This is a genomic window from Pseudomonas sp. Z3-8 (genome assembly GCF_051131975.1).
Classification (GTDB): domain Bacteria; phylum Pseudomonadota; class Gammaproteobacteria; order Pseudomonadales; family Pseudomonadaceae; genus Aquipseudomonas.
On record NZ_CP071643.1, the window covers coordinates 2,941,886 to 2,960,754 of the forward strand.

Here is an 18,869-nt window from a genome sequence, read left to right on the forward strand (position 1 = left end):
CAGGTTGTTCGTCCAAGGCCCTCGGCGCTACTGTGAACGTGTTCCCGATAAAGACAATAAAGAGGAATCACCATGCTGGACGTGCCCCTGTTGATTGGCGGCCAGTCGTGCCCGGCCCGCGATGGCCGGACCTTCGAGCGCTGCAACCCGGTGACCGGTGAAGTGGTGTCCCGCGTGGCCGCCGCCACGCTGGAAGATGCCGACGCCGCCGTGGCCGCCGCACACGCTGCCTTCCCGGCCTGGGCCGCGCTGGCGCCCAATGAACGTCGCACCCGCCTGTTGCGCGCGGCCGAGCAGTTGCAGGCGCGCAGCGGCGAATTCATTGCCGCCGCTGGCGAAACCGGCGCCATGGCCAACTGGTACGGCTTCAATGTGCATCTGGCGGCAAACATGCTGCGCGAAGCCGCCTCCATGACCACGCAAATCAATGGCGAAGTCATCCCTTCGGACGTGCCCGGCAGTTTCGCCATGGCCTTGCGTCAGCCCTGTGGCGTGGTGTTGGGCATCGCGCCGTGGAACGCCCCGGTCATTCTCGCCACCCGCGCAATCGCCATGCCCCTGGCGTGCGGCAACACTGTGGTGCTCAAGGCCTCGGAAATCAGCCCGGCCGTGCACCGCCTGATCGGCCAGGTGCTGCAGGACGCCGGCCTGGGCGATGGTGTGGTCAATGTCATCTGCAACGCGCCGGCGGATGCGCCGACCATTGTCGAGCGCCTGATCGCCAACCCGGCGGTACGGCGGGTCAACTTCACGGGCTCGACCCACGTCGGCCGCATCGTCGGCGAACTGTCGGCGCGTCATCTCAAGCCGGCATTGCTGGAGCTGGGCGGCAAGGCACCGCTGCTGGTGCTCGATGACGCCGATCTTGACGCAGCGGTGCAGGCGGCGGCGTTTGGGGCCTACTTCAACCAGGGCCAGATCTGCATGTCCACCGAGCGCCTGATCGTAGACGCGAGCGTAGCCGATGCCTTTGTCGCCCGACTGACCGCGAAGATCGCGACCCTGCGCGCCGGCGATCCTGCCGCGGGTGATTCGGTGCTGGGCTCGCTGGTGGACGCCAGCGCCGGACTGCGCCTCAAAGGCCTGATCGACGATGCCCTGGCCAAAGGCGCGACACTGGTCGCCGGCGGCCAGCTGGACGGCAGCATCCTTCAGCCGACCTTGCTCGACGGCGTCACCCCGGACATGCGCCTGTACCGTGAAGAATCCTTCGGACCGGTAGCGGTGTTGCTGCGCGGCGACGGTGACGAAGCGTTGCTGCGCCTGGCCAACGATTCCGAGTTCGGCCTGTCGGCGGCGATCTTCAGCCGCGATACCAGCCGCGCCCTGGCGCTGGCCCAACGAATCGAGTCCGGCATCTGCCACATCAATGGCCCGACCGTGCACGACGAGGCGCAAATGCCCTTCGGCGGGGTCAAGTCCAGCGGCTACGGCAGCTTTGGCGGCAAGGCCGCCATCGAGCATTTCACCCAGTTGCGCTGGGTGACGATGCAGAACGGCCCACGGCATTACCCGATCTGAAAATCCGTCGCATCGCCGGCGATGGGCCGCCCGAGCCATCGTCCGATGCACGCCAGACATGACAATCACAAGGCCGCAGCCAGACGCTGCCACGCTCCGCTCGCGTCAAGCGACCCGAGTGTGCCTTGATGGAGGAGATGCACCGTGAGTTCCGAGTTCAGATCATCCTCCCGGCCCGAACCTGCGCGCTATCGCCAGGTGTCGATCGGGCATCCAGCCGTTGAAGTGAAGGAAGAGCAGGGCATCCTGCACATGCGCTCCCTGGAGCCCTTGGCGGCGTTGCCGTCGCGCCTGCTCGATCGCCTGGTGCACTGGGCCCGGGTGCGACCGGACCAGACGTTCATTGCCGCTCGCGAAAACCAAGGCGATTGGCGTCACGTCAGCTATGCCGAAATGCTCGACAGCGTGCGGGCCATTGCCCAAGGCCTGCTTCGTTATGGCCTGTCGGCCGAAAAGCCCCTGGCGCTGCTCTCGGGTAACGACATCGAGCATTTGCAAATGGCCTTGGGCGCGATGTACGCCGGGATTCCCTATTGCCCGGTGTCGCCGGCCTATTCGTTGCTCTCCCAGGATTTCGCCAAGCTGCGGCACGTCTGCGACCTGTTGCAGCCGGGGCTGGTATTTGTCAGCGAGGCCGCGCCGTTCGAGCGCGCGATCAATGCGGTATTGCCTATGGATATCCCCCTGGTCAGCGTGCGCGGAGAAATACCCGGCCGCGCCAGGACAAGCTTCGCCAGCCTGCTGGCGCAGCCGGGCGGCAGCGAGGCCGAGCGGGCCTTCACCGCCACCGGCCCGGACAGCATCGCCAAGTTCCTGTTCACCTCCGGCTCCACCAAGCTGCCGAAGGCGGTGATCACCACCCAACGCATGCTTTGCGCCAACCAGCAGATGCTCTTGCAGACCTTTCCGGTGTTTGGCGAGGAACCACCGGTGCTGGTGGATTGGCTGCCCTGGAACCATACGTTTGGTGGCAGCCATAACGTCGGCATCGTGCTGTACAACGGCGGCACCTTCTATCTGGACGATGGCAAGCCCACCGTTCAGGGCTTCGCCGAAACTTTGCGCAATCTCAAGGAAATTTCCCCAACCGCCTACCTGACCGTACCCAAGGGCTGGGAAGAATTGGTCAGCGCGCTGGAACAGGACGCCGAGTTGCGCGAGCGCTTCTTCAAGCGCATCAGTCTGTTCTTCTTCGCTGCGGCGGGGCTTTCGCAGAGCACCTGGGATCGCCTCGACAAGGTGGCCGAGCAGCATTGCGGCGAGCGCATCCGCATGATGGCCGGCCTGGGCATGACCGAAGCGTCGCCGTCCTGCACCTTCACCACCGGGCCGCTGTCCATGGCCGGCTACATCGGCTTGCCGGCGCCAGGTTGCGAAGTGCGGATGGTGCCGGTGGACGGCAAGTTCGAAGGGCGCTTTCGCGGGCCGCACATCATGCCCGGCTACTGGCGTTCGCCGCAGCAGACCGCCGAGGTGTTCGACGAGGCCGGTTTCTATTGTTCGGGCGACGCCATCAAGCTGGCCGATCCCGCCAACCCGCAGTTGGGGCTGATGTTCGACGGGCGCATCGCCGAGGATTTCAAATTGTCCTCCGGCGTGTTCGTCAGCGTCGGGCCGTTGCGCAACCGCGCGGTGCTGGAGGGCACGCCGTACGTCCAGGACCTGGTGGTGACGGCGCCGGACCGCCCGCACCTGGGCGCGCTGGTGTTCCCGCGCCTGCATGACTGCCGGCGCCTCTCGGGCCTGGCGCAGGGCGCCAGCGACGCCGAGGTCCTGGCCAGTCCGCCGGTGCGCCAGTGGTTTGCCGACTGGTTGCAGCGCCTGAACCGCGAAGCCAACGGCAACGCCAGTCGTGTGGAGTGGATTGCACTGCTCGACGAACCCGCTTCCATCGACCGTGGCGAAATCACCGACAAGGGCTCGATCAACCAGCGCGCCGTGTTGCAATGGCGCGCGGCGAAGGTCGAGGCGCTGTATCGGGGAGAAGACCCAACGGTCCTGCGCGCCGGCAATTAACACCAAACCCTGTGGGAGCGAGCCTGCTCGCGAATGCGGTGTATCAGCGAGAATTGGATATTGCTGAACCACCGCTTTCGCGAGCAGGCTCGCTCCCACATTTGATTGCAATTACTATGGCGGCTCTCTCTCTTCTGGAAATCACTTGGATGAGCAAGCCCGGCCAAACGGTGCTGGTTGCGTTGCGTCGGATGATCGCCTCCGGCGAGCTGGCGGCCGGCGAGCGGCTGATGGAAATTCCAACGGCGCAACTGTTCGGCGTCTCGCGGATGCCGGTGCGCATGGCGTTTCGCACCCTGGAACAGGAAGGGCTGCTGGTGCGTTTTGGCGGGCGGGGTTTCCAGGTGCGCTCGGTCAGCGCCGAGGAGATTGCCGGCGCGGTGGAAGTGCGTGGGGTGCTGGAGGGCCTGGCCGCCCGGCAAACCGCCGAACGCGGCTTGTCCGAGGAGGCTCGCCGGGCGCTTGAGCAGTGCCTGGTCGATGGCGATGAACTGTTCGCCAAAGGTTATGTGACCGAAGAGGACCTGGAGGTCTATCACGACCTCAACATGCGTTTTCACCAGGTAATCGTCGAGGGCAGCCACAACCCGGCCATCGCCGACGCCCTGGCGCGCAACGATCACCTGCCGTTCGCCTCGGTCACGGCCCTGGCGGTCGATCGCCAGAACATGGCCGGCGAATACCGGCGCTTCAACTATGCCCACATGCAGCATCATTCGGTGTTCGACGCGCTGGTCAATCGCCAGGGCGCCCGGGCCGAGGCGATCATGCGCGAGCACGCCAACGCGACCCTGCGTTACGCCGAGGTGTTTGGCTCGACGCTGGCGGATGAGCGGATGAAGGTGATCCTTAAAACTGAATGAACCTCTACTGTGGGAGCGAGCTTGCTCGCGATAGCGGTCGTTCAGCATCATTAATATTGCCTGACACACCGCTATCGCGAGCAAGCTCGCTCCCACAGGGTATTAGGGTGTTTTAGAGACCCCCGCATAGGATTCGTACTCAGAGATCCAGCACCAACAACGGCGTCCTCGACCTCGAACAGCACGGCGTGAACTGGTCGTTGCAGGCTTGCTCTGCTTCGGTCAGGAACATGTCCCGATGGTCCGGCACGCCTTCCAGCACGCGGGTCAGGCAGGTGCCGCAGACGCCTTGCTCGCAGGAAATCGGAACCTCGATGCCATGGCTTTCCAACACCTGGACCACGCTGCGGTCCGCCGGCACCTCGAAAACCTGGCCGCTGCTGGCAAGCTTCACCGAGAAGCGGCCATCGGCCGTGGTGTCGATCGGCGCCGCGGCGAAGTATTCCCGGTGCAGATTGGCTTCCTGCCAGCCCTGGGCCTTGGCGGTGTCGAGGATGTGCTGCATGAACCCGCCGGGACCACAGACATACAGGTGCAGGTCGGCGCTGGGCGAAGCCAGTACCCGAACGGCATCCAGTGCCGTGGCGGGTTCTTCATCGAAATGCAGGAATACCCGGTCGGCGTAAGGCGACTGCTCCAGGCGTTTAATAAAAGCGGCGCGGTCCCGGGACCGGGCACAGTAGTGCAATGCGAACGCAGCGCCGCTCTGGGCCAGGTGCTCGGCCATGCACAGGATCGGCGTGATGCCGATGCCGCCGGCAAACAGCAGGCTGCCCTGGGCCGCAGGGGTCAGGGCAAACAGGTTGCGCGGTTCGCTGATCAGCAGCCGCGCGCCCGGCTGGATCTGTTCATGCAGGCTGCGTGAGCCACCTCGTGACGAGGGGTCCCTGAGCACGCCGATGAGGTAGCGATGCCGTTCCTCCGGGTGGTTGCACAGCGAGTACTGGCGAACCAGCCCATCGGGCAAATGCACGTCGATATGGGCGCCAGCGGTAAACGCCGGCAGTGGCTGACCGTCGATGCTGGTCAGCTCGTAGCTGCAGATGTCCGGGGTTTCAATAGTGCGTGCCGCGACCTGGACTTCGATCATGGCCGTTGCTCCGCGTGTTGCGGCTGCTGGGTACTGGCGATCAGGGCGGCCTGTTGCTCACGCTCGCGGGCGATCCAGCGTTCCAGTACCCGACGCGACTGCACGCCGCCGGCATCGATGTTGAGCTTGAGCAGATTGCGTTGCGGATGGTCCAGCAGGTTGCGCTGCTGGCGTTCGAGCATCTCCAGGTCTTCGCTGAAGATCTTGCCCTGGCCCTCGCGAATACTCGCGGTCAGCGCGTCGTCCTGAGGCTGGAAGTGGCGTGCCATGCCCCAGAAGTACCAGATGGAGGTCTCGGTTTCCGGCGTGATGAAATCAACGACGATGCTCGACGCCTTGTGTTGCGGCGCGGCGTGATAGCCACCGTGGCCGGCATGGGCCACGCCGACTTCGATCATTACGTGGCTGGGCGGGGTGAATCGGCAGATCTGCCAGCGATCCACCGGCACGTCGTCGGCCAGGTTGTTGCCGCGCAACGCCATGCGCCAGAAGGGCGGAGCCATGATGTTTTCCATGTGGCGGGCGGTGACCACCTCATCGCCTTCGACCGTGGTCACTGGCGGTGCCTCGTCGATTTCCTTCTGGCCGATGCTCGAGGCATGCACGTAGGTTTCGTGGGTCAAATCCATCAGGTTGTCGATCATCAGGCGATAGTCGCAATGGATATGGAAGAGGCCGCCGCCATACGCCCATTCCTGGTTTTCCGCCCATTCCAGAGGATGGATCAGCGAGGGGTCGGCCAATGCCTGTTCACCCGGCCAGACCCAGATAAACCCGTAGCGCTCCTGCACGGCAAAGGTCTTGTTGCAAGGAAATCCCCGAACCCGTTGCCCGGGCATCTCGACAGTCTTGCCATCGTCGCCCATGACCAGCCCATGGTAGCCACACACCAGGTTGCCATTCTCGACATAACCGAGCGAGAGCGGTGCGCCTCGATGGGGACAGAAGTCCTCGACGGCGGCGACTTTGCCGGCTTGCCCGCGGTAGAAAACCATTTTCTCGCCACAGATCTGCCGACCCAGCGGCTTGTCGGCAATCTCGTCCGGGGTGCAGGCAACGTACCAGGCGTTCTTGGGGTACATGAGAGGGATCTCCAGGCTGGTTTTGTTATTATCAGTGGATCCATTAACTCTCTTAACTAATTTGCTTGTCAACGATTTTGGTGGTTGTGCAGATGATCGGTGTTTCTCAATGGATCCATTGCTCGCTTTAAAACCGATAGGCCGCCGGCACTTGCGCCTCGATGAATCGCTGCATGTGTTCGAGAAAGCGCGCCTGCAGTTTCGACAGCGGTCCATGGATTGGCAGCAGCATGCTGAAGTCCATTTCGATTGCCGGTTCGAAGGCCCGGAAGACGATGCCGTTGCCGCGGTATTCAACGGCACTGATGGCGTCCACCAGGGCGACGCCCAGGCCTTGCTCAACAAAAGTGCACATCGGCTGGGACAATTGGGTTTCCAGGCGCAGCTCACGCTCGACGCCGTGAGCGGCGAAAATCGCGTCGATGTGTTGTCGGGAGCCGATGGATTGCGGATAGGAAATGAACCGTTCGCCCTGCAGGTCTTCCGGCTTGATGGACGTGCGGTCCTGTAGCCGATGGCCGGCGGGCAGGGCGCAGAGCATGCGCGTAGCCAGCAACTTTTCGGCACGGGGACTCGGGTAGGTATTGGGCAGGACGATCAGGCCCAGGTCACAGCGTTGGCCTACCACCAGGTCAACGACTTCCCGCGAGGAATGCACCACCAGCGAGATCTGCACCTGCTCATGCTCGGCCATGAACGCGGCAATCGCCCGCGGCAGGAACGACAAGCCCATGGCCGGCGCGCAGGCAATGTGCAGCGAACCGCGCTTGAGGTTGCGGATGTCCTGGGCCGTGCGCGCGATCCGCTCCACCCCCAGCAGCGAGCGCTGCACCTCCTGATACAGCGTCATGGCCTCGGCGGTCGGTTGCAGCCGGCCCTTGATACGGTCGAACAGGCTGAAGCCGATGTCTTCTTCCAGGCTGGCAATCAGCCGGGTCGCGGCGGGTTGCGAGATGTGCAGCATTTCGGCGGCGCGGGTCACCGTCTGGCCGAGGATCACCGCGCGAAACGCTTCCAGCTGGCGGAGGTTCATAAGGATGCTCACCCATAACAAAAAGACATGAGCTATCAAAAATAAAGCATTTTTAATGAGCGTGGCAGCGTCCTAGGATCGATCGCATGAATTCGCCCGGCCATGAATCGGCGCTTCGCCGTACTTCAAGGCCTTTGGAACAGCGATATAGCAGTCATGCAAAAAACTGATGTAATCATCGTAGGTGGCGGCCTGGTGGGTATGTCCATTGCCTATGGCCTGGCCCTGCTCGGGCGCAAGGTGAGCGTGCTCGACGAGGGCGACGACGCGATTCGCGCCGCCCGTGGCAACTTCGGTTTGCTCTGGGTCCAGGGCAAGGGCTACGGAATGAGCCCGTATGCACAATGGACCCGTGATTCGGTGGCGCTATGGCCGCGCTTCGCCGAAGCGCTGCAAGCCGACACGGGTATCGATATCCATCTGCGCCAGCAGGGCGGTTTTCAGTTGTGCCTGAGCGATGCGGAAATGACCGAGGAGGCCGCGCGCCTGGCCTGGCTGCGCGAGGCCCTCGACGGTGATTATCCCTATGAGCTGCTGGACAGAGCACAACTGCGCGGCCGTCTGCCGGGTATCGGCCACGACGTGGTGGGCGGCTGTTTCTCGCCCATGGATGGTCACGTCAACCCGCTCAAGCTGTTGCGTTCGCTGCATGCGGCCTGCAAAGCGCGTGGCGTGACGTTGATCAATGGTCACCGCGTCGAGGCCATCGAACCGCACGCCACGGGTTTGCAATTGCGCGCCGCCGATCAGCGCTGGTCTGCCGCTCAGGTTGTCCTGGCCGCGGGCTTGGGCAATCGGGCATTGGGCGAAAGGGTCGGATTGGACGTGCCCGTGCAACCCAATCGCGGGCAGATCCTGGTGACCGAACGACTCAAGCCGTTCCTCCATTACCCCACGACGTATGTGCGCCAGACAGATGAGGGCACCGTGCAACTGGGCGATTCCCATGAGTCGGCCGGCTTCGACGACAGCACCGGCAGCCAGGTCATGGCCGCGATCGCCCGACGCGCCGTGCAGTGTTTCCCACTGCTGGGTGACGTACGCCTGGTGCGGGCCTGGGGCGCGTTGCGGGTGATGAGCGCCGACGGGTTTCCGATTTACGAAATGCCCCAAGGCTGCCCGGGCCTGTCGGTGGTCAGTTGCCACAGCGGCGTGACATTGGCCGCTGTTCACGCCCTGCGCCTGGCCCCGTGGATTGCCGGCGAGTTCGATGACCCAGCCGTCAAGCCGTTTGGCCTGCAGCGATTCAATTCGCCAACCGAGGTGCGTCATGTCGGCTGAAAGCCTGTTCCGGCCTTTGGCCGTCTCGCAGAACCAGGTACTGATCGAGTTCGATGGCAAGCCCTTGAGCGTGCCGGGTGATGTCTGCCTTGCGGCGGCGCTGCTCGCCAGCGGAGTTCGGCATAGCCGTGAAAGCGCTGTCAGCGGCAGGCCCGCTGCGCCGTACTGCCTGATGGGCGTGTGCTTCGAATGCCTGGTGCAAGTGGACGGCCAGGCCAACGTCCAGTCGTGCCTGGTGGCGGTGCGCCCGGGCATGCGCGTAAAACGCCAACGCGGCGCCGTCAGCCTGGCGCCGAACGAGGAGGGGACCGATGAGTAACGCCGTGATCGACTTGATCATCATCGGTGCCGGACCGGCCGGCATGAGCGCCGCCATCGAGGCCAGGGACCATGGATTGACGGTTGTGGTGCTGGATGAGCAGGCCAGTCCTGGAGGGCAGATTTATCGCCAGGTGCTTCAAGCCGATGCCCGCAGCCGCGCGGTGCTCGGCGAAGACTACAGCGCCGGTGCGCAGCTGGCGGCGGATTTTCTCCGATGCGGGGCTCGTTACCTGCCCAACGCGGCGATCTGGCAAGTCACCCCCCAGCGTGAGGTGCACTACCTGATCGACGGCTGCGCAGAGGTTTTGCGCGGGCGCCATCTGCTGATCGCCACGGGCGCCTTCGAACGGCCGATGCCAATTCCCGGCTGGACCTTGCCTGGGGTCATGACGGCCGGTGCGGGGCAGATCCTGCTCAAGAGCGCGGCGCTGGTACCGGCGGGGCCGGTGGTCCTGGCGGGTTGCGGTCCGCTGTTGTACTTGCTGGCGGCGCAGTACCTGCGCGCCGGCATCGCCGTCGAGGCGCTGGTCGATACCAGCCATCGTCGCGAGCTGCTGCGGGCCTGGCGACTGATTCCCGGTGCGTTGCGCGGCTGGCGCGACTTGTTCAAGGGCGTGGGGCTGCTGGCCGAGTTGAAGCGTGGCGGCATCCGCCATTATCGCGGTGCCGGCAACCTGCGTGTCGAGGGTGAGGATTGCGCCAATGCACTGGGCTTCGACAGTGGAGGCCAGCAGGTGCGCCTGCCCGCCGAATTGATTTTATTGCACCAGGGCGTGGTGCCGCACACGCAGATCAGTTGGTCGTTGCGCCTGGAGCATGACTGGAGCGAGGCGCAGCTGTGCTGGGTTCCACGGCGTAATGGCTTTGGCGAAACCAGCGCACCGGGCATTTTCATCGCCGGTGACGGCGCTGCCATTGGCGGTGCGCAGGTGGCGCGGCTGGAAGGGCGACTCGCTGCGATGGCGATTGCCGGTGTGTCTCGGGGAGCACGCAGCCTTGAGAAAGGCCTGCGTCGTGCTCGTGCTGCGCGGCCCTTGATCGATGCGTTGTATCGCCCCCCGGCAGAAAGTTGCGTCCCACCCGACGACGTCATCGTGTGTCGCTGCGAAGAAGTCACGGCTGGCGCTATCCGCCGCTACGTCGACCTCGGCTGCCTGGGTCCCAACCAGACCAAAGCCTTCAGCCGTTGCGGCATGGGCCCGTGCCAAGGGCGCCAATGCGGCTTGAGCGTCACCCAGATCATCGCCGCCCAGCGCCGCGTGTCGCCCGCTGAAGTCGGTTACTACCGCATCCGTCCCCCCCTCAAACCCATCACGCTGGCCCAACTGGCCGGCGAACGTCACTGCGTCGAGGAACCGTCATGACCATTCAACGTATCGAAAGCAACCCGCGCCTGAGCCGCAGCGTCGTGCACAACGGCGTGGCCTGGCTCAGCGGCATTGTCGCCGCCGATTGCGACCAGGACATCCAGGGCCAGACCCGCCAGGTGCTGCAGCGGATCGACGAATTGCTCGCCGCGTCGGGCACAGACAAACGTCGCCTGCTCAGCGTGCAGATCTGGATGAAGGACATGGGCCGCGATTTCGCTGCGATGAACGCGATCTGGAGCGACTGGGTCGACGCCGCGCATACCCCGGCGCGAGCCACCGCACAGGTGGCGTTCGATGACCCGCAGATCCTGCTGGAACTGATCGTGACCGCGGCAGTGTAGGACCGCCGGACACTGCTGTGCCGCTATCGGGCAAGACCACCGCCAGAGTGGTCGCCCGCGCTTGTTCAGATTGCTGCTGCCATAACGGACGACTTCCCGTGGAGCGTCCGAAATCAATAACATCGCATCCGGAGCTAATGAATGAACGTTAAACGCATTGCACTCAAGCTGGGCTTCGTCTCGCTGCTGGCATTCGGCGCCAATCTGCACGCCGCCGAAACCTCGCTGCGCATCGGCATCGAGGCGGCATACCCACCCTTCGCCTCGAAAACCCCGGACAACGCCATCGTCGGCTTCGACTATGACATCGGCCAGGCGCTTTGCGCCGAGATGAAGGTTCGTTGCGACTGGATAGAACAGGAGTTCGACGGCTTGATCCCGGCACTCAAGGTGAAGAAGGTCGACGCGGTGATTTCTTCCATGTCAATCACGCCGGAGCGCATGAAATCGGTCGACTTCACCAACCGTTACTACCGCATCCCGGCCCGCCTGGTGTTTCGCCAGGGCAGCGGCATCAGCGAGATTCCCTCGCAGCTCAAGGGCAAGCGGATCGGCGTGCAGCGGGCGACCAACTTTGATCGTTACGTCACCGACAAATTTGCCCCGGCCGGGGCCGAAGTGATCCGTTATGGCTCGCAAAACGAAGTCTTCCTCGACCTGCTGGGCGGACGCCTGGACGCGACGATGGCCAGTTCGGTGGCCATCGACGAAAGCCTGCTCAAGCGCCCTGAAGGCAAGGATTTCGAATTTGTTGGCCCAAACTTCGTCGAAGAACAATACTTCGGCACGGGTATTGGGATCGCCGTGCGCAAGAATGATCCGCTGGCGGGCCGTTTCAACCAGGCGCTGGCGACCCTTCGCGCCAACGGCACCTACGAGCGGATTCGCCAGAAGTACTTCGATTTTGATATCTATGGCGAATGACCGTCGCCGTGTCCATCGCCCGCAGCTTCGGCTGACGGGCCTCACGCTGCACAGCATGGAGTGATTCATGAAAACCAAAGCGGTACTCACCGAACAGGACGTTGCCCAGTTGCTGGTAGCAGCCAAAGAGCTGGCCCACCAGCGTCAATGGGCCGTATCGGTCTGTGTGGTCGACGATGGCGGGCACCCCTTGGGGCTGCTGCGCCTGGACGGCGCCTCGCCCTTGTCAGCCTACATTGCCACCGAAAAAGCCCGCACCGCCGCCATGGGCCGGCGGGACAGCAAGGCCTTCGAAGACATGATCAACGGCGGTCGCCTGGCCTTCCTGAGCGCCCCGCACTTGCAGGGCATGCTCGAAGGTGGCGTGGCGATCCGTCACGACGGTCAGTGCATCGGTGCCATCGGCGTGTCCGGGGTCAAGGCCGAGGAAGATGCGGAGCTGGCGCGATTGGCGGTGGAGACGGTGTTGCCAGTGATCACGCCGGATGCCTGAGGGCTGGCGCGAACCCTGTGGGAGCGAGCTTGCTCGCGATGGCGTCGGCACTCTCGACATCAATGCAAGCTGATCCACCGCATCGCGAGCAAGCTCGCTCCCACATTGGATCTCCGTTAGCCCGCTAGCAATTGTGGGAGCGAGCCTGCTCGCGAAGAGGCCAGTACATCCGGCATCTTCATCGACTGATACACCGCCTTCGCGAGCAGGCTCGCTCCCACAGGAGGAACACAATGCCGGAGTGAAACTGCACAAATCTTCCAGACCACCCCATCCAAGTCGTTTAATCTCAGCCAGCCGATACATAAACGAGACAGCCCATGACAGCGCGCAACTGGATCGATCTCAAGCAGGACGCCACGTCCGGCATCGAGACCGTGCGCGCGCATTTCGAAGGGCATGCCTACGATCCGCATTGGCATGATGCGTACCTGGTGGGCGTGACGGAGCAGGGCGTGCAACAGTTCCATTGCCGTCGGCAGCAACACAACAGCACGCCGGGCAAAGTGTTCCTGCTCGAACCCGGTGAATTGCATGACGGAAACGCACCGCACGAACACGGTTTCACCTACCGCACGTTGTACCTGGAACCGCATTGGCTCGAGCGCGAGCTGCGCTCCCTGTTCGATGAAGCGCCGGACAATGCCCAGCTGGGCTTTGCCACCACCCTGAATGATGACGCGCGTCTGGCGAGCGCCACCGCCACGGCTTTCCAGAGCCTGCATGAGCAAGACATTCTGATCGTCCGCCAGACCGCCCTCGACGCGCTGCTGGCGAACCTCACCCAGCACTTGCACTGGCGCGCGCGGATCAATCCCGACCCGCGCCTGCCGCTAGTTGCGCAACAGGCCCGCGACTACCTGCACAGCCACTTGAGCGAAGACGTCGGCCTCGACGACTTGGCGCGGGCCACCGGTGTCGACCGTTTTCGCCTGAGCCGCGCATTCAAGGCCGCGTTCGGCCTGGCGCCCCATGCCTACCTGATCCAGCTGCGCCTGGCTCGCGCGCGGCGGTTGCTGGCCCGTGGCGAAAGCGCCGTGGTGGTGGCCGCCATGCTTGGCTTCGCCGACCAGAGTCACTTGGGCCGCTGGTTCCAGCGCGCCTATCGCATGAGCCCGGCGGACTACCGCAAGCGCTGCTCAATTGTTCCAGACTGACCACGCCGGCATCGGGATGATCAACCCTACGATCATTCACCGAGAAGTTGCTCATGGACCAGTTGCTGCCGTTTGCCTTGTTTGCCTTTGTCGCCTCCATCACCCCGGGCCCGACCAATATCCTGGTGTTGAGCCACAGTTCTCGCTTTGGCCTGACGACCACCTGGCCAATCATCCTCGGCGCCTGTGCCGCCGCCGCGTTGCTGGTATTGGTGGTCGGCACCGGCTTGGGGGACGTGCTGGCCCGACACGCGACAATCCAGACCGTGTTGTCCTGGGCCGGCATCGCCTGGCTGAGCTGGATGGCCTGGCAGATCTTCAGCGCCCCCGCCGAGGCCATTCCCGACAAACCCGTGGAAGGCCCCCGGCTGGGCCTGGCGGGCGCCGCCGGGTTGCAACTGGTGAACCCGAAGACCTGGATGATGGCGTTGGCTGTGGTCAGTGTATTCGCCGGCGCCGAGGCAGACCGTACCGTGCGCGTGCTCTGGCTGTCCCTGGCGTTTTTTGCGATATCCATTCCTTGCATGACGGCCTGGGCCTACCTGGGGCGCGGGGCCGCAAGGTTCTGCCGTTCCGCCGTGGCGATGGGGCGCTTCAACCGCGTCATGGCGGTGTTGCTACTGGTGTCGGCGTGGTTGACGCTGGTGGTCTGATCCACGATGCAGGAAGACCGGCAGGGCCGGTCCAGCTGACGAAAATGTAATTTTTCTTTTGAAACCCGCGGTTCATGCGCCAAGTCGCACCCTTATACCTGCCTAGAACAGGCGGTATGTATTTTTTGATCGACCTTCAAAAAAGGAGAGTGCCATGAACAGCCGTTATCAAACCTGCATCGACGAGTGCCTGGCCTGCGCCATGGCCTGCGAGGCCTGCGCCAGTGCGTGCCTGCAAGAGCAAAACGTCCAGATGATGGCGCGTTGCATCGAGCTGGACCGCGACTGCGCCGACTTGTGCCGTCTCGCGGCAACGCTGATGCAGCGCGACAGCCGGGTGGCGACGGATCTTTGTATCGTCTGCGCGAGCATCTGCCGTGCGTGTGGCGAAGAATGCGCGAAGCACGAAGCGGGTCATTGTCAGGATTGCGCCAAGGCCTGCCAGTCTTGCGCCGAGGCCTGTGAGCGGATGGCCGCCTGAGACTCAACCGGACCGGCAGCAACGTCAGGCATCACTCGATGACTGCCGTTGCACCACCGTACCGTCGAGCACGACCATCAGCACGCCCAGGCACAAGACGATCAATGCGCGCCAGCGCTGGCGCGGGTCGGAAATGTGTAATCCCGGCACGAAGTTCTCAGCCGATGGCCGAGTCGTCACGCCTGAACACCAAGGCCTTCAAGCCACAGGCGGGGTCCGCATCTGGAAACTCCGGAGGGTTTGCCAATCGCTCTTCGAACGTCAGGCCAGGCGCCTCGCGCATGACGCCTTCGATGAGGAAGCCGGGGCCGGTCGCCGGGTCATTGCTGCACGCCAGGACCGTGCCAGCGGCGGTCAGCAGCTCCGGCAGGCGGCGCAGCACTCGCTGATAATCCTTGGTCAGCAGGAAGCTGCCTTTCTGGAACGTGGGCGGGTCGATGATGACCAGGTCATAGGGCCCGCTGTTGATCACCTTGCCCCAGGATTTGAAGAGGTCGTGCCCCAGAAAGCTCACTTGGCCCAGGTCATGGCCGTTCAGGCGATGATTGTCACGACCACGGCTCAGGGCTGCGCGGGACATGTCCAGGTTGACCACGTGGCGGGCACCGCCGGCGATGGCCGCCACCGAGAAACCGCAGGTATAGGCGAACAGGTTGAGCACGCGCTTGCCTTGGGCGTGAGCGCGCACCCAGTCGCGGCCATAGCGCATGTCGAGGAACAGGCCGTTGTTCTGCTTCTTGCCGAGGTCGATCCGGTAGCGCAGGCCGCCTTCGGTCAGGGTCCACTCATCGATCGGTTCGCCCACCAACCACTGGGTCAGGCTGTCGGGCAGGTATCGATGTTGCACCGCGAGGGTGTGGGCGCCGCTGTGTTGCCAGGCGGGCAAGGAGGCGAGGGTGCGCAGCATGGCGAACAGGTCATCGAGTTGTGTAGGATCGGGTTCCTTGAACAGCGAGACCAACACCACGCCTTGCAGCCAGTCGACGGTGATCTGTTCCAGCCCCGGCCAGCAGCGCCCGCGGCCATGGAACAGGCGACGGGTTTCGTCGGGCGCCGATTCCAGCGCCGTCAGCAAAAGGCTCTGCAATGTTTGAAGGGCTTGAGGGTTCATCAGATAAAAACGCCAGCAGCTCGAAAGGCCGGCATTTTAACCACGAACCCATGCACTGCAATCCGCTTTATCAGCCCCCGCTGGTCGCGAGGATGCTCGCCACCTGCTGCGGCTGGCAATTGAGATAGGGCGAGCGCTTGAGCCACGCCGGGTCCGGGTACCAGGAAAACATGAATTGCCCGCCCTTGAGCTTGTCGATCACCTGGCGCGCTACTTGCGGGCGCACAGCCGGGCAGCCCTGGCTGCGGCCGATGCGGCCCTGGCGCGCGCTCCAGAGCGGGTTCACGTAATCAGCGGCGTGGATGACGATCGCCCGGTCGCGCGCCTGGTCATTGAATCCGGGTTCCAGGCCGTCCATGCGCAGCGAGTAGCCGTGGGTGCCCTGGTAGCTCTCCTGGGTGCGGAACAGCCCCAGGCTGGATTGATAGCTGCCCAGTCGGTTGGAAAACTGGGTGGCGAAGTTTTCCCCGGATTTCTGCCCGTGGGCCACGAGATCACGCAGGACCAGCTTTTTCTGGCGCAGGTCGAAGATCCACAAGCGCCGGGCCGTCGAAGGTTGCGAATAATCGATCACCGCCAGGTGGCGAGCCTGTCGAGCACCGTTGGCAACTGCGCACTGCATCGCACTCAGGGCACTTTTCAGCGCTTGGGGATTGAGTTCCGGCGCGGCGTGGGCGAGGCTGTTGTAAAGAGGCTGGGTGTTGAGTTTTTCGGCCAGCGCCGGGCTGCACAGGATGCCAAGGCCAGTCACGACCAGGCAGAATCGGCGCAAGAAGGCCGATACAGGTGAAGGCAGCTTGCGGTGGCGTTCGTTTGCGGCATCCCGTCCGGTTTCGTTTGTCTGCATGATGGCGGGTCGTACCTGTCGCAAAATTCACCGTCAACGAGACGGCCATGGATTGGAGTAAAGCAGTTGTTCAAAAAGTCCGCATGTTACCTGAGCCTTTTATTGCTCGTTGCGCCATTGGTCGCCACGGCCGAGGACGGCGATCCGGCTCAGGCGCAAACCACACTGGCGCAACTGTCGGTCAATTGCCCCGAATTGGCCGGTGGCGTCGACTTTCCGACGGTCATGAGCCTGCAGGCCTTGTACCAGCAAAACGCAGGCCAGGCGATCTGGGCGGCCGACGGGCGGTTACAGGCGTTGCAAGCCCAGCTACAGCAACTGGCCGATGACGGACTCGATCCGGCCCGCTACGACCTGCCGGGCGATGGCCGTTACGTCAACGTGGCCTGTACCGACATCGCCATCAGCCAGCGCTACCTGCAAGCGCTGCATGAGCTGCGTTTCGGCTACCTGCCGCAGAACCGCCTGGAGCCGATCTGGAAGGCCAATCCGCAGTTGCCGGACCGTCAGGCCATGGTGCTGCACTTCGCCGTCGCCGGCTTGCACGACCCCGCCGAGGCGTTCGAACAGGCGCGGCCGCCCTTGGACCTGTATCGCAACCTGCGCGAACTCTACGCCCGGCAACGGCAACAACCGCTGGCTGACTGGCAGTCAGTGCCGGCTGGCCCATTGCTGCAACCCGACAAACGTGACGCCCGCGTGCCCGCACTGGCCCGGCGCCTGTTCAACGAAGGCTACCTGAGCGTGCCTCCGCTGGAAGCCGATGAGCACTACAGTCCGAGCCTCGTGGAGGCGATGAAAAGCTTCCAGCTCCACCATTCACTGCAAGCCGATGGGGTAGTGGGGCCGTGGACGGTTACCGAGCTGAACATCAGCCCGGCCATGCGCCGCGAGCAATTGCGGATCAACCTGGAGCGCATGCGCTGGCTGGCTCAGGATCTGGAGCCCGACAGCGTGCTGGTCAACGTGGCGGCGGCGCAGCTGACGGTCTACCAGGCTGGCGCCCCGGTATGGCAGACCCGGACCCAGGTTGGCCGCGCCGAACGCCAGACACCGCTGATCAAGTCGCGTATCACCCGACTGACGCTGAACCCGACGTGGACTATTCCGCCGACGATCATGCGCGAGGACAAACTGCCCGAGATCCGCCGCGACCCGGAGTTCCTCACCCGGCACAACCTCAAGGTGATCGATCGGGATGGATTGCCCCTGGCGGTGGAAAATATCGACTGGGATCACCCTGGCAATCTAATGCTGCGCCAGGATGCCGGTGCGAAAAATCCCTTGGGCAAACTGGTAGTCCGCTTTCCCAATCCGTTTTCGGTATACCTGCACGACACGCCCAGCCAGGCACTTTTCAGCAAAGGCCCGCGGGCGTTCAGCTCAGGCTGTGTACGCATCGAACAAGTCATGCATCTGCGCGATCTGCTGGTGACCCCGGCCGAACGCACGCGCACCGACACCTTGCTGGCAAGCGAGTTGACCCATGAATTCAGGCTGGCCAAGCCCATGCCGATCCTGCTTGGATACTGGACAGTGCAAGCGGACAGCCAGGGGCGGGCGGTGTATATCCCGGATATCTACCAGCGCGATGTGCCCCTGTCTGCCGCCGACCGTCGAGCACTCTGATCATGCACACGCGGCGTTGGCTTCTACGGGCGTGGTCTGCTCGATGGCCGAGAACACCCGCTGGCCGAGGGCTCGGGCCGTTTGCAGATGTACGTTCGGATCAAGGGTTTCCGAATCCAGCAAGCGTTCGGAACTCATCACTCGCGCACCGCAGTAATCGAAGATGCCGTGGTCGATCTGCGTGACCATCGCCTGATCGTAGCCATGACGTTGGAAACTATCGGCATCGGCCCCTCCAAGCGCTACAAGATGGACCCGCAATCGCTGGAGCTTCTGGGTAAACGACTCTCCGGGCTTGTAATCGAACGCCCAGCCATTGGAGAACACCCGATCGATCCAGCCCTTGAGCAACGCTGGCATCGACCACCAGTAGATCGGGTAGACCAGCACCAAGGCGTCGGCCCGTTCGATCCTGGCCTGCTCGGCCAGCACGTCGGCAGGCGGCAAGGCCTCACGGTGGTGGACGGCATGGTCGGCGAAGCCGAAGCGCGGATCGAAGCCTTCGGCGGCCAGGTCGGCAATCTCGAAGGTATTGGCGCGGTTGGCCTGGCCGATCCCGTCGCCGATGGCCTGGGCCAGCGCATGGGTCAGGGAGCGGGGGTCATGGTGGGCAACAACGATAAGCGCGTGCATAGCGAATCTCCTTCTGGCATCAC

General features: G+C 63.6%; 20 protein-coding genes. 13 read left to right on the plus strand and 7 right to left on the minus strand.

Annotated elements, in window-relative coordinates:
* The first annotated feature begins 72 nt into the window (after window positions 1-72).
* From J3P94_RS13570 to J3P94_RS13580, 3 genes are all read left to right on the plus strand, one after another.
* On the plus strand, window positions 73-1,521 hold the full coding sequence (locus J3P94_RS13570; protein WP_434574062.1) for an aldehyde dehydrogenase: 1,449 nt from the start codon (window positions 73-75) through the stop codon (window positions 1,519-1,521).
* Window positions 1,522-1,665: 144 nt separating this feature from the next.
* Window positions 1,666-3,537, plus strand: a complete 1,872-nt coding sequence (locus tag J3P94_RS13575) for a feruloyl-CoA synthase (protein ID WP_434574064.1) — start codon at window positions 1,666-1,668, stop codon at window positions 3,535-3,537.
* Window positions 3,538-3,686: 149 nt separating this feature from the next.
* Entirely contained in the window at window positions 3,687-4,400 is a 714-nt protein-coding gene (locus J3P94_RS13580; protein ID WP_434568324.1) for a GntR family transcriptional regulator, read from the plus strand.
* Window positions 4,401-4,539: 139 nt separating this feature from the next.
* Here the strand turns inward: J3P94_RS13580 and J3P94_RS13585 are convergent, their stop codons facing one another.
* The 3 genes from J3P94_RS13585 to J3P94_RS13595 form a co-directional block, all read right to left on the minus strand.
* Window positions 4,540-5,490, minus strand: coding sequence for a PDR/VanB family oxidoreductase (locus tag J3P94_RS13585; RefSeq protein ID WP_434568325.1), 951 nt, complete (start codon window positions 5,488-5,490; stop codon window positions 4,540-4,542).
* A complete protein-coding gene (locus tag J3P94_RS13590) occupies window positions 5,487-6,572 on the minus strand; it encodes a Rieske 2Fe-2S domain-containing protein (RefSeq protein ID WP_434568326.1) in 1,086 nt (361 codons plus the stop codon). The genes J3P94_RS13585 and J3P94_RS13590 overlap by 4 nt, the downstream gene beginning before the upstream one ends.
* Before the next feature lie 127 nt (window positions 6,573-6,699).
* Window positions 6,700-7,605 carry a LysR substrate-binding domain-containing protein gene (locus tag J3P94_RS13595; protein ID WP_434568327.1) on the minus strand — a complete coding sequence of 302 codons (906 nt, stop codon included), beginning with the start codon at window positions 7,603-7,605 and terminating at the stop codon, window positions 6,700-6,702.
* A gap of 156 nt (window positions 7,606-7,761) precedes the next feature.
* Here J3P94_RS13595 and J3P94_RS13600 point away from each other — a divergent pair, with 156 nt between their 5' ends.
* The 9 genes from J3P94_RS13600 to J3P94_RS13640 all read left to right on the plus strand — a co-directional run bounded on the left by J3P94_RS13600 (window position 7,762) and on the right by J3P94_RS13640 (window position 14,626).
* Complete coding sequence (locus J3P94_RS13600; protein ID WP_434568328.1) at window positions 7,762-8,886, plus strand: NAD(P)/FAD-dependent oxidoreductase; 1,125 nt, start codon at window positions 7,762-7,764, stop codon at window positions 8,884-8,886.
* Window positions 8,876-9,205, plus strand: a complete 330-nt coding sequence (locus J3P94_RS13605) for a (2Fe-2S)-binding protein (RefSeq protein WP_434568329.1) — start codon at window positions 8,876-8,878, stop codon at window positions 9,203-9,205. The genes J3P94_RS13600 and J3P94_RS13605 overlap by 11 nt, the downstream gene beginning before the upstream one ends.
* Entirely contained in the window at window positions 9,198-10,571 is a 1,374-nt protein-coding gene (locus tag J3P94_RS13610; RefSeq protein ID WP_434568330.1) for an FAD-dependent oxidoreductase, read from the plus strand. The genes J3P94_RS13605 and J3P94_RS13610 overlap by 8 nt, the downstream gene beginning before the upstream one ends.
* The gene (locus tag J3P94_RS13615; RefSeq protein WP_434568331.1) at window positions 10,568-10,918 is read left to right on the plus strand and encodes a RidA family protein; all 351 of its coding nucleotides are present in this window, start codon (window positions 10,568-10,570) and stop codon (window positions 10,916-10,918) included. Before J3P94_RS13610 ends, J3P94_RS13615 begins: the two co-directional genes overlap by 4 nt.
* Before the next feature lie 141 nt (window positions 10,919-11,059).
* Entirely contained in the window at window positions 11,060-11,842 is a 783-nt protein-coding gene (locus J3P94_RS13620; protein WP_434568332.1) for an ABC transporter substrate-binding protein, read from the plus strand.
* 67 nt (window positions 11,843-11,909) lie between these two features.
* A complete protein-coding gene (locus tag J3P94_RS13625) occupies window positions 11,910-12,335 on the plus strand; it encodes a GlcG/HbpS family heme-binding protein (protein WP_434568333.1) in 426 nt (141 codons plus the stop codon).
* 320 nt (window positions 12,336-12,655) lie between these two features.
* Window positions 12,656-13,492, plus strand: a complete 837-nt coding sequence (locus J3P94_RS13630; protein ID WP_434568334.1) for an AraC family transcriptional regulator — start codon at window positions 12,656-12,658, stop codon at window positions 13,490-13,492.
* Between the two features lie 53 nt (window positions 13,493-13,545).
* On the plus strand, window positions 13,546-14,145 hold the full coding sequence (locus J3P94_RS13635; RefSeq protein WP_434568335.1) for a LysE family translocator: 600 nt from the start codon (window positions 13,546-13,548) through the stop codon (window positions 14,143-14,145).
* A 154-nt stretch (window positions 14,146-14,299) separates the two neighbouring features.
* Window positions 14,300-14,626 carry a four-helix bundle copper-binding protein gene (locus tag J3P94_RS13640; RefSeq protein WP_181288801.1) on the plus strand — a complete coding sequence of 109 codons (327 nt, stop codon included), beginning with the start codon at window positions 14,300-14,302 and terminating at the stop codon, window positions 14,624-14,626.
* Between the two features lie 24 nt (window positions 14,627-14,650).
* Here the strand turns inward: J3P94_RS13640 and J3P94_RS13645 are convergent, their stop codons facing one another.
* From J3P94_RS13645 to J3P94_RS13655, 3 genes are all read right to left on the minus strand, one after another.
* Window positions 14,651-14,776 carry a hypothetical protein gene (locus tag J3P94_RS13645; protein WP_434568336.1) on the minus strand — a complete coding sequence of 42 codons (126 nt, stop codon included), beginning with the start codon at window positions 14,774-14,776 and terminating at the stop codon, window positions 14,651-14,653.
* A 7-nt stretch (window positions 14,777-14,783) separates the two neighbouring features.
* Window positions 14,784-15,737 (minus strand): class I SAM-dependent methyltransferase, encoded by a 954-nt coding sequence (locus J3P94_RS13650; RefSeq protein WP_434568337.1) that lies wholly within the window; start codon window positions 15,735-15,737, stop codon window positions 14,784-14,786.
* A gap of 70 nt (window positions 15,738-15,807) precedes the next feature.
* Window positions 15,808-16,488 carry a murein L,D-transpeptidase catalytic domain family protein gene (locus tag J3P94_RS13655; RefSeq protein WP_434574169.1) on the minus strand — a complete coding sequence of 227 codons (681 nt, stop codon included), beginning with the start codon at window positions 16,486-16,488 and terminating at the stop codon, window positions 15,808-15,810.
* A gap of 162 nt (window positions 16,489-16,650) precedes the next feature.
* Here J3P94_RS13655 and J3P94_RS13660 point away from each other — a divergent pair, with 162 nt between their 5' ends.
* Window positions 16,651-18,213 (plus strand): L,D-transpeptidase family protein, encoded by a 1,563-nt coding sequence (locus J3P94_RS13660; protein ID WP_434568338.1) that lies wholly within the window; start codon window positions 16,651-16,653, stop codon window positions 18,211-18,213.
* Here J3P94_RS13660 and J3P94_RS13665 read toward each other — a convergent pair whose 3' ends face one another.
* Entirely contained in the window at window positions 18,214-18,846 is a 633-nt protein-coding gene (locus tag J3P94_RS13665) for an NAD(P)H-dependent oxidoreductase (protein WP_434568339.1), read from the minus strand.
* Between the last annotated feature and the right edge of the window lie 23 nt (window positions 18,847-18,869).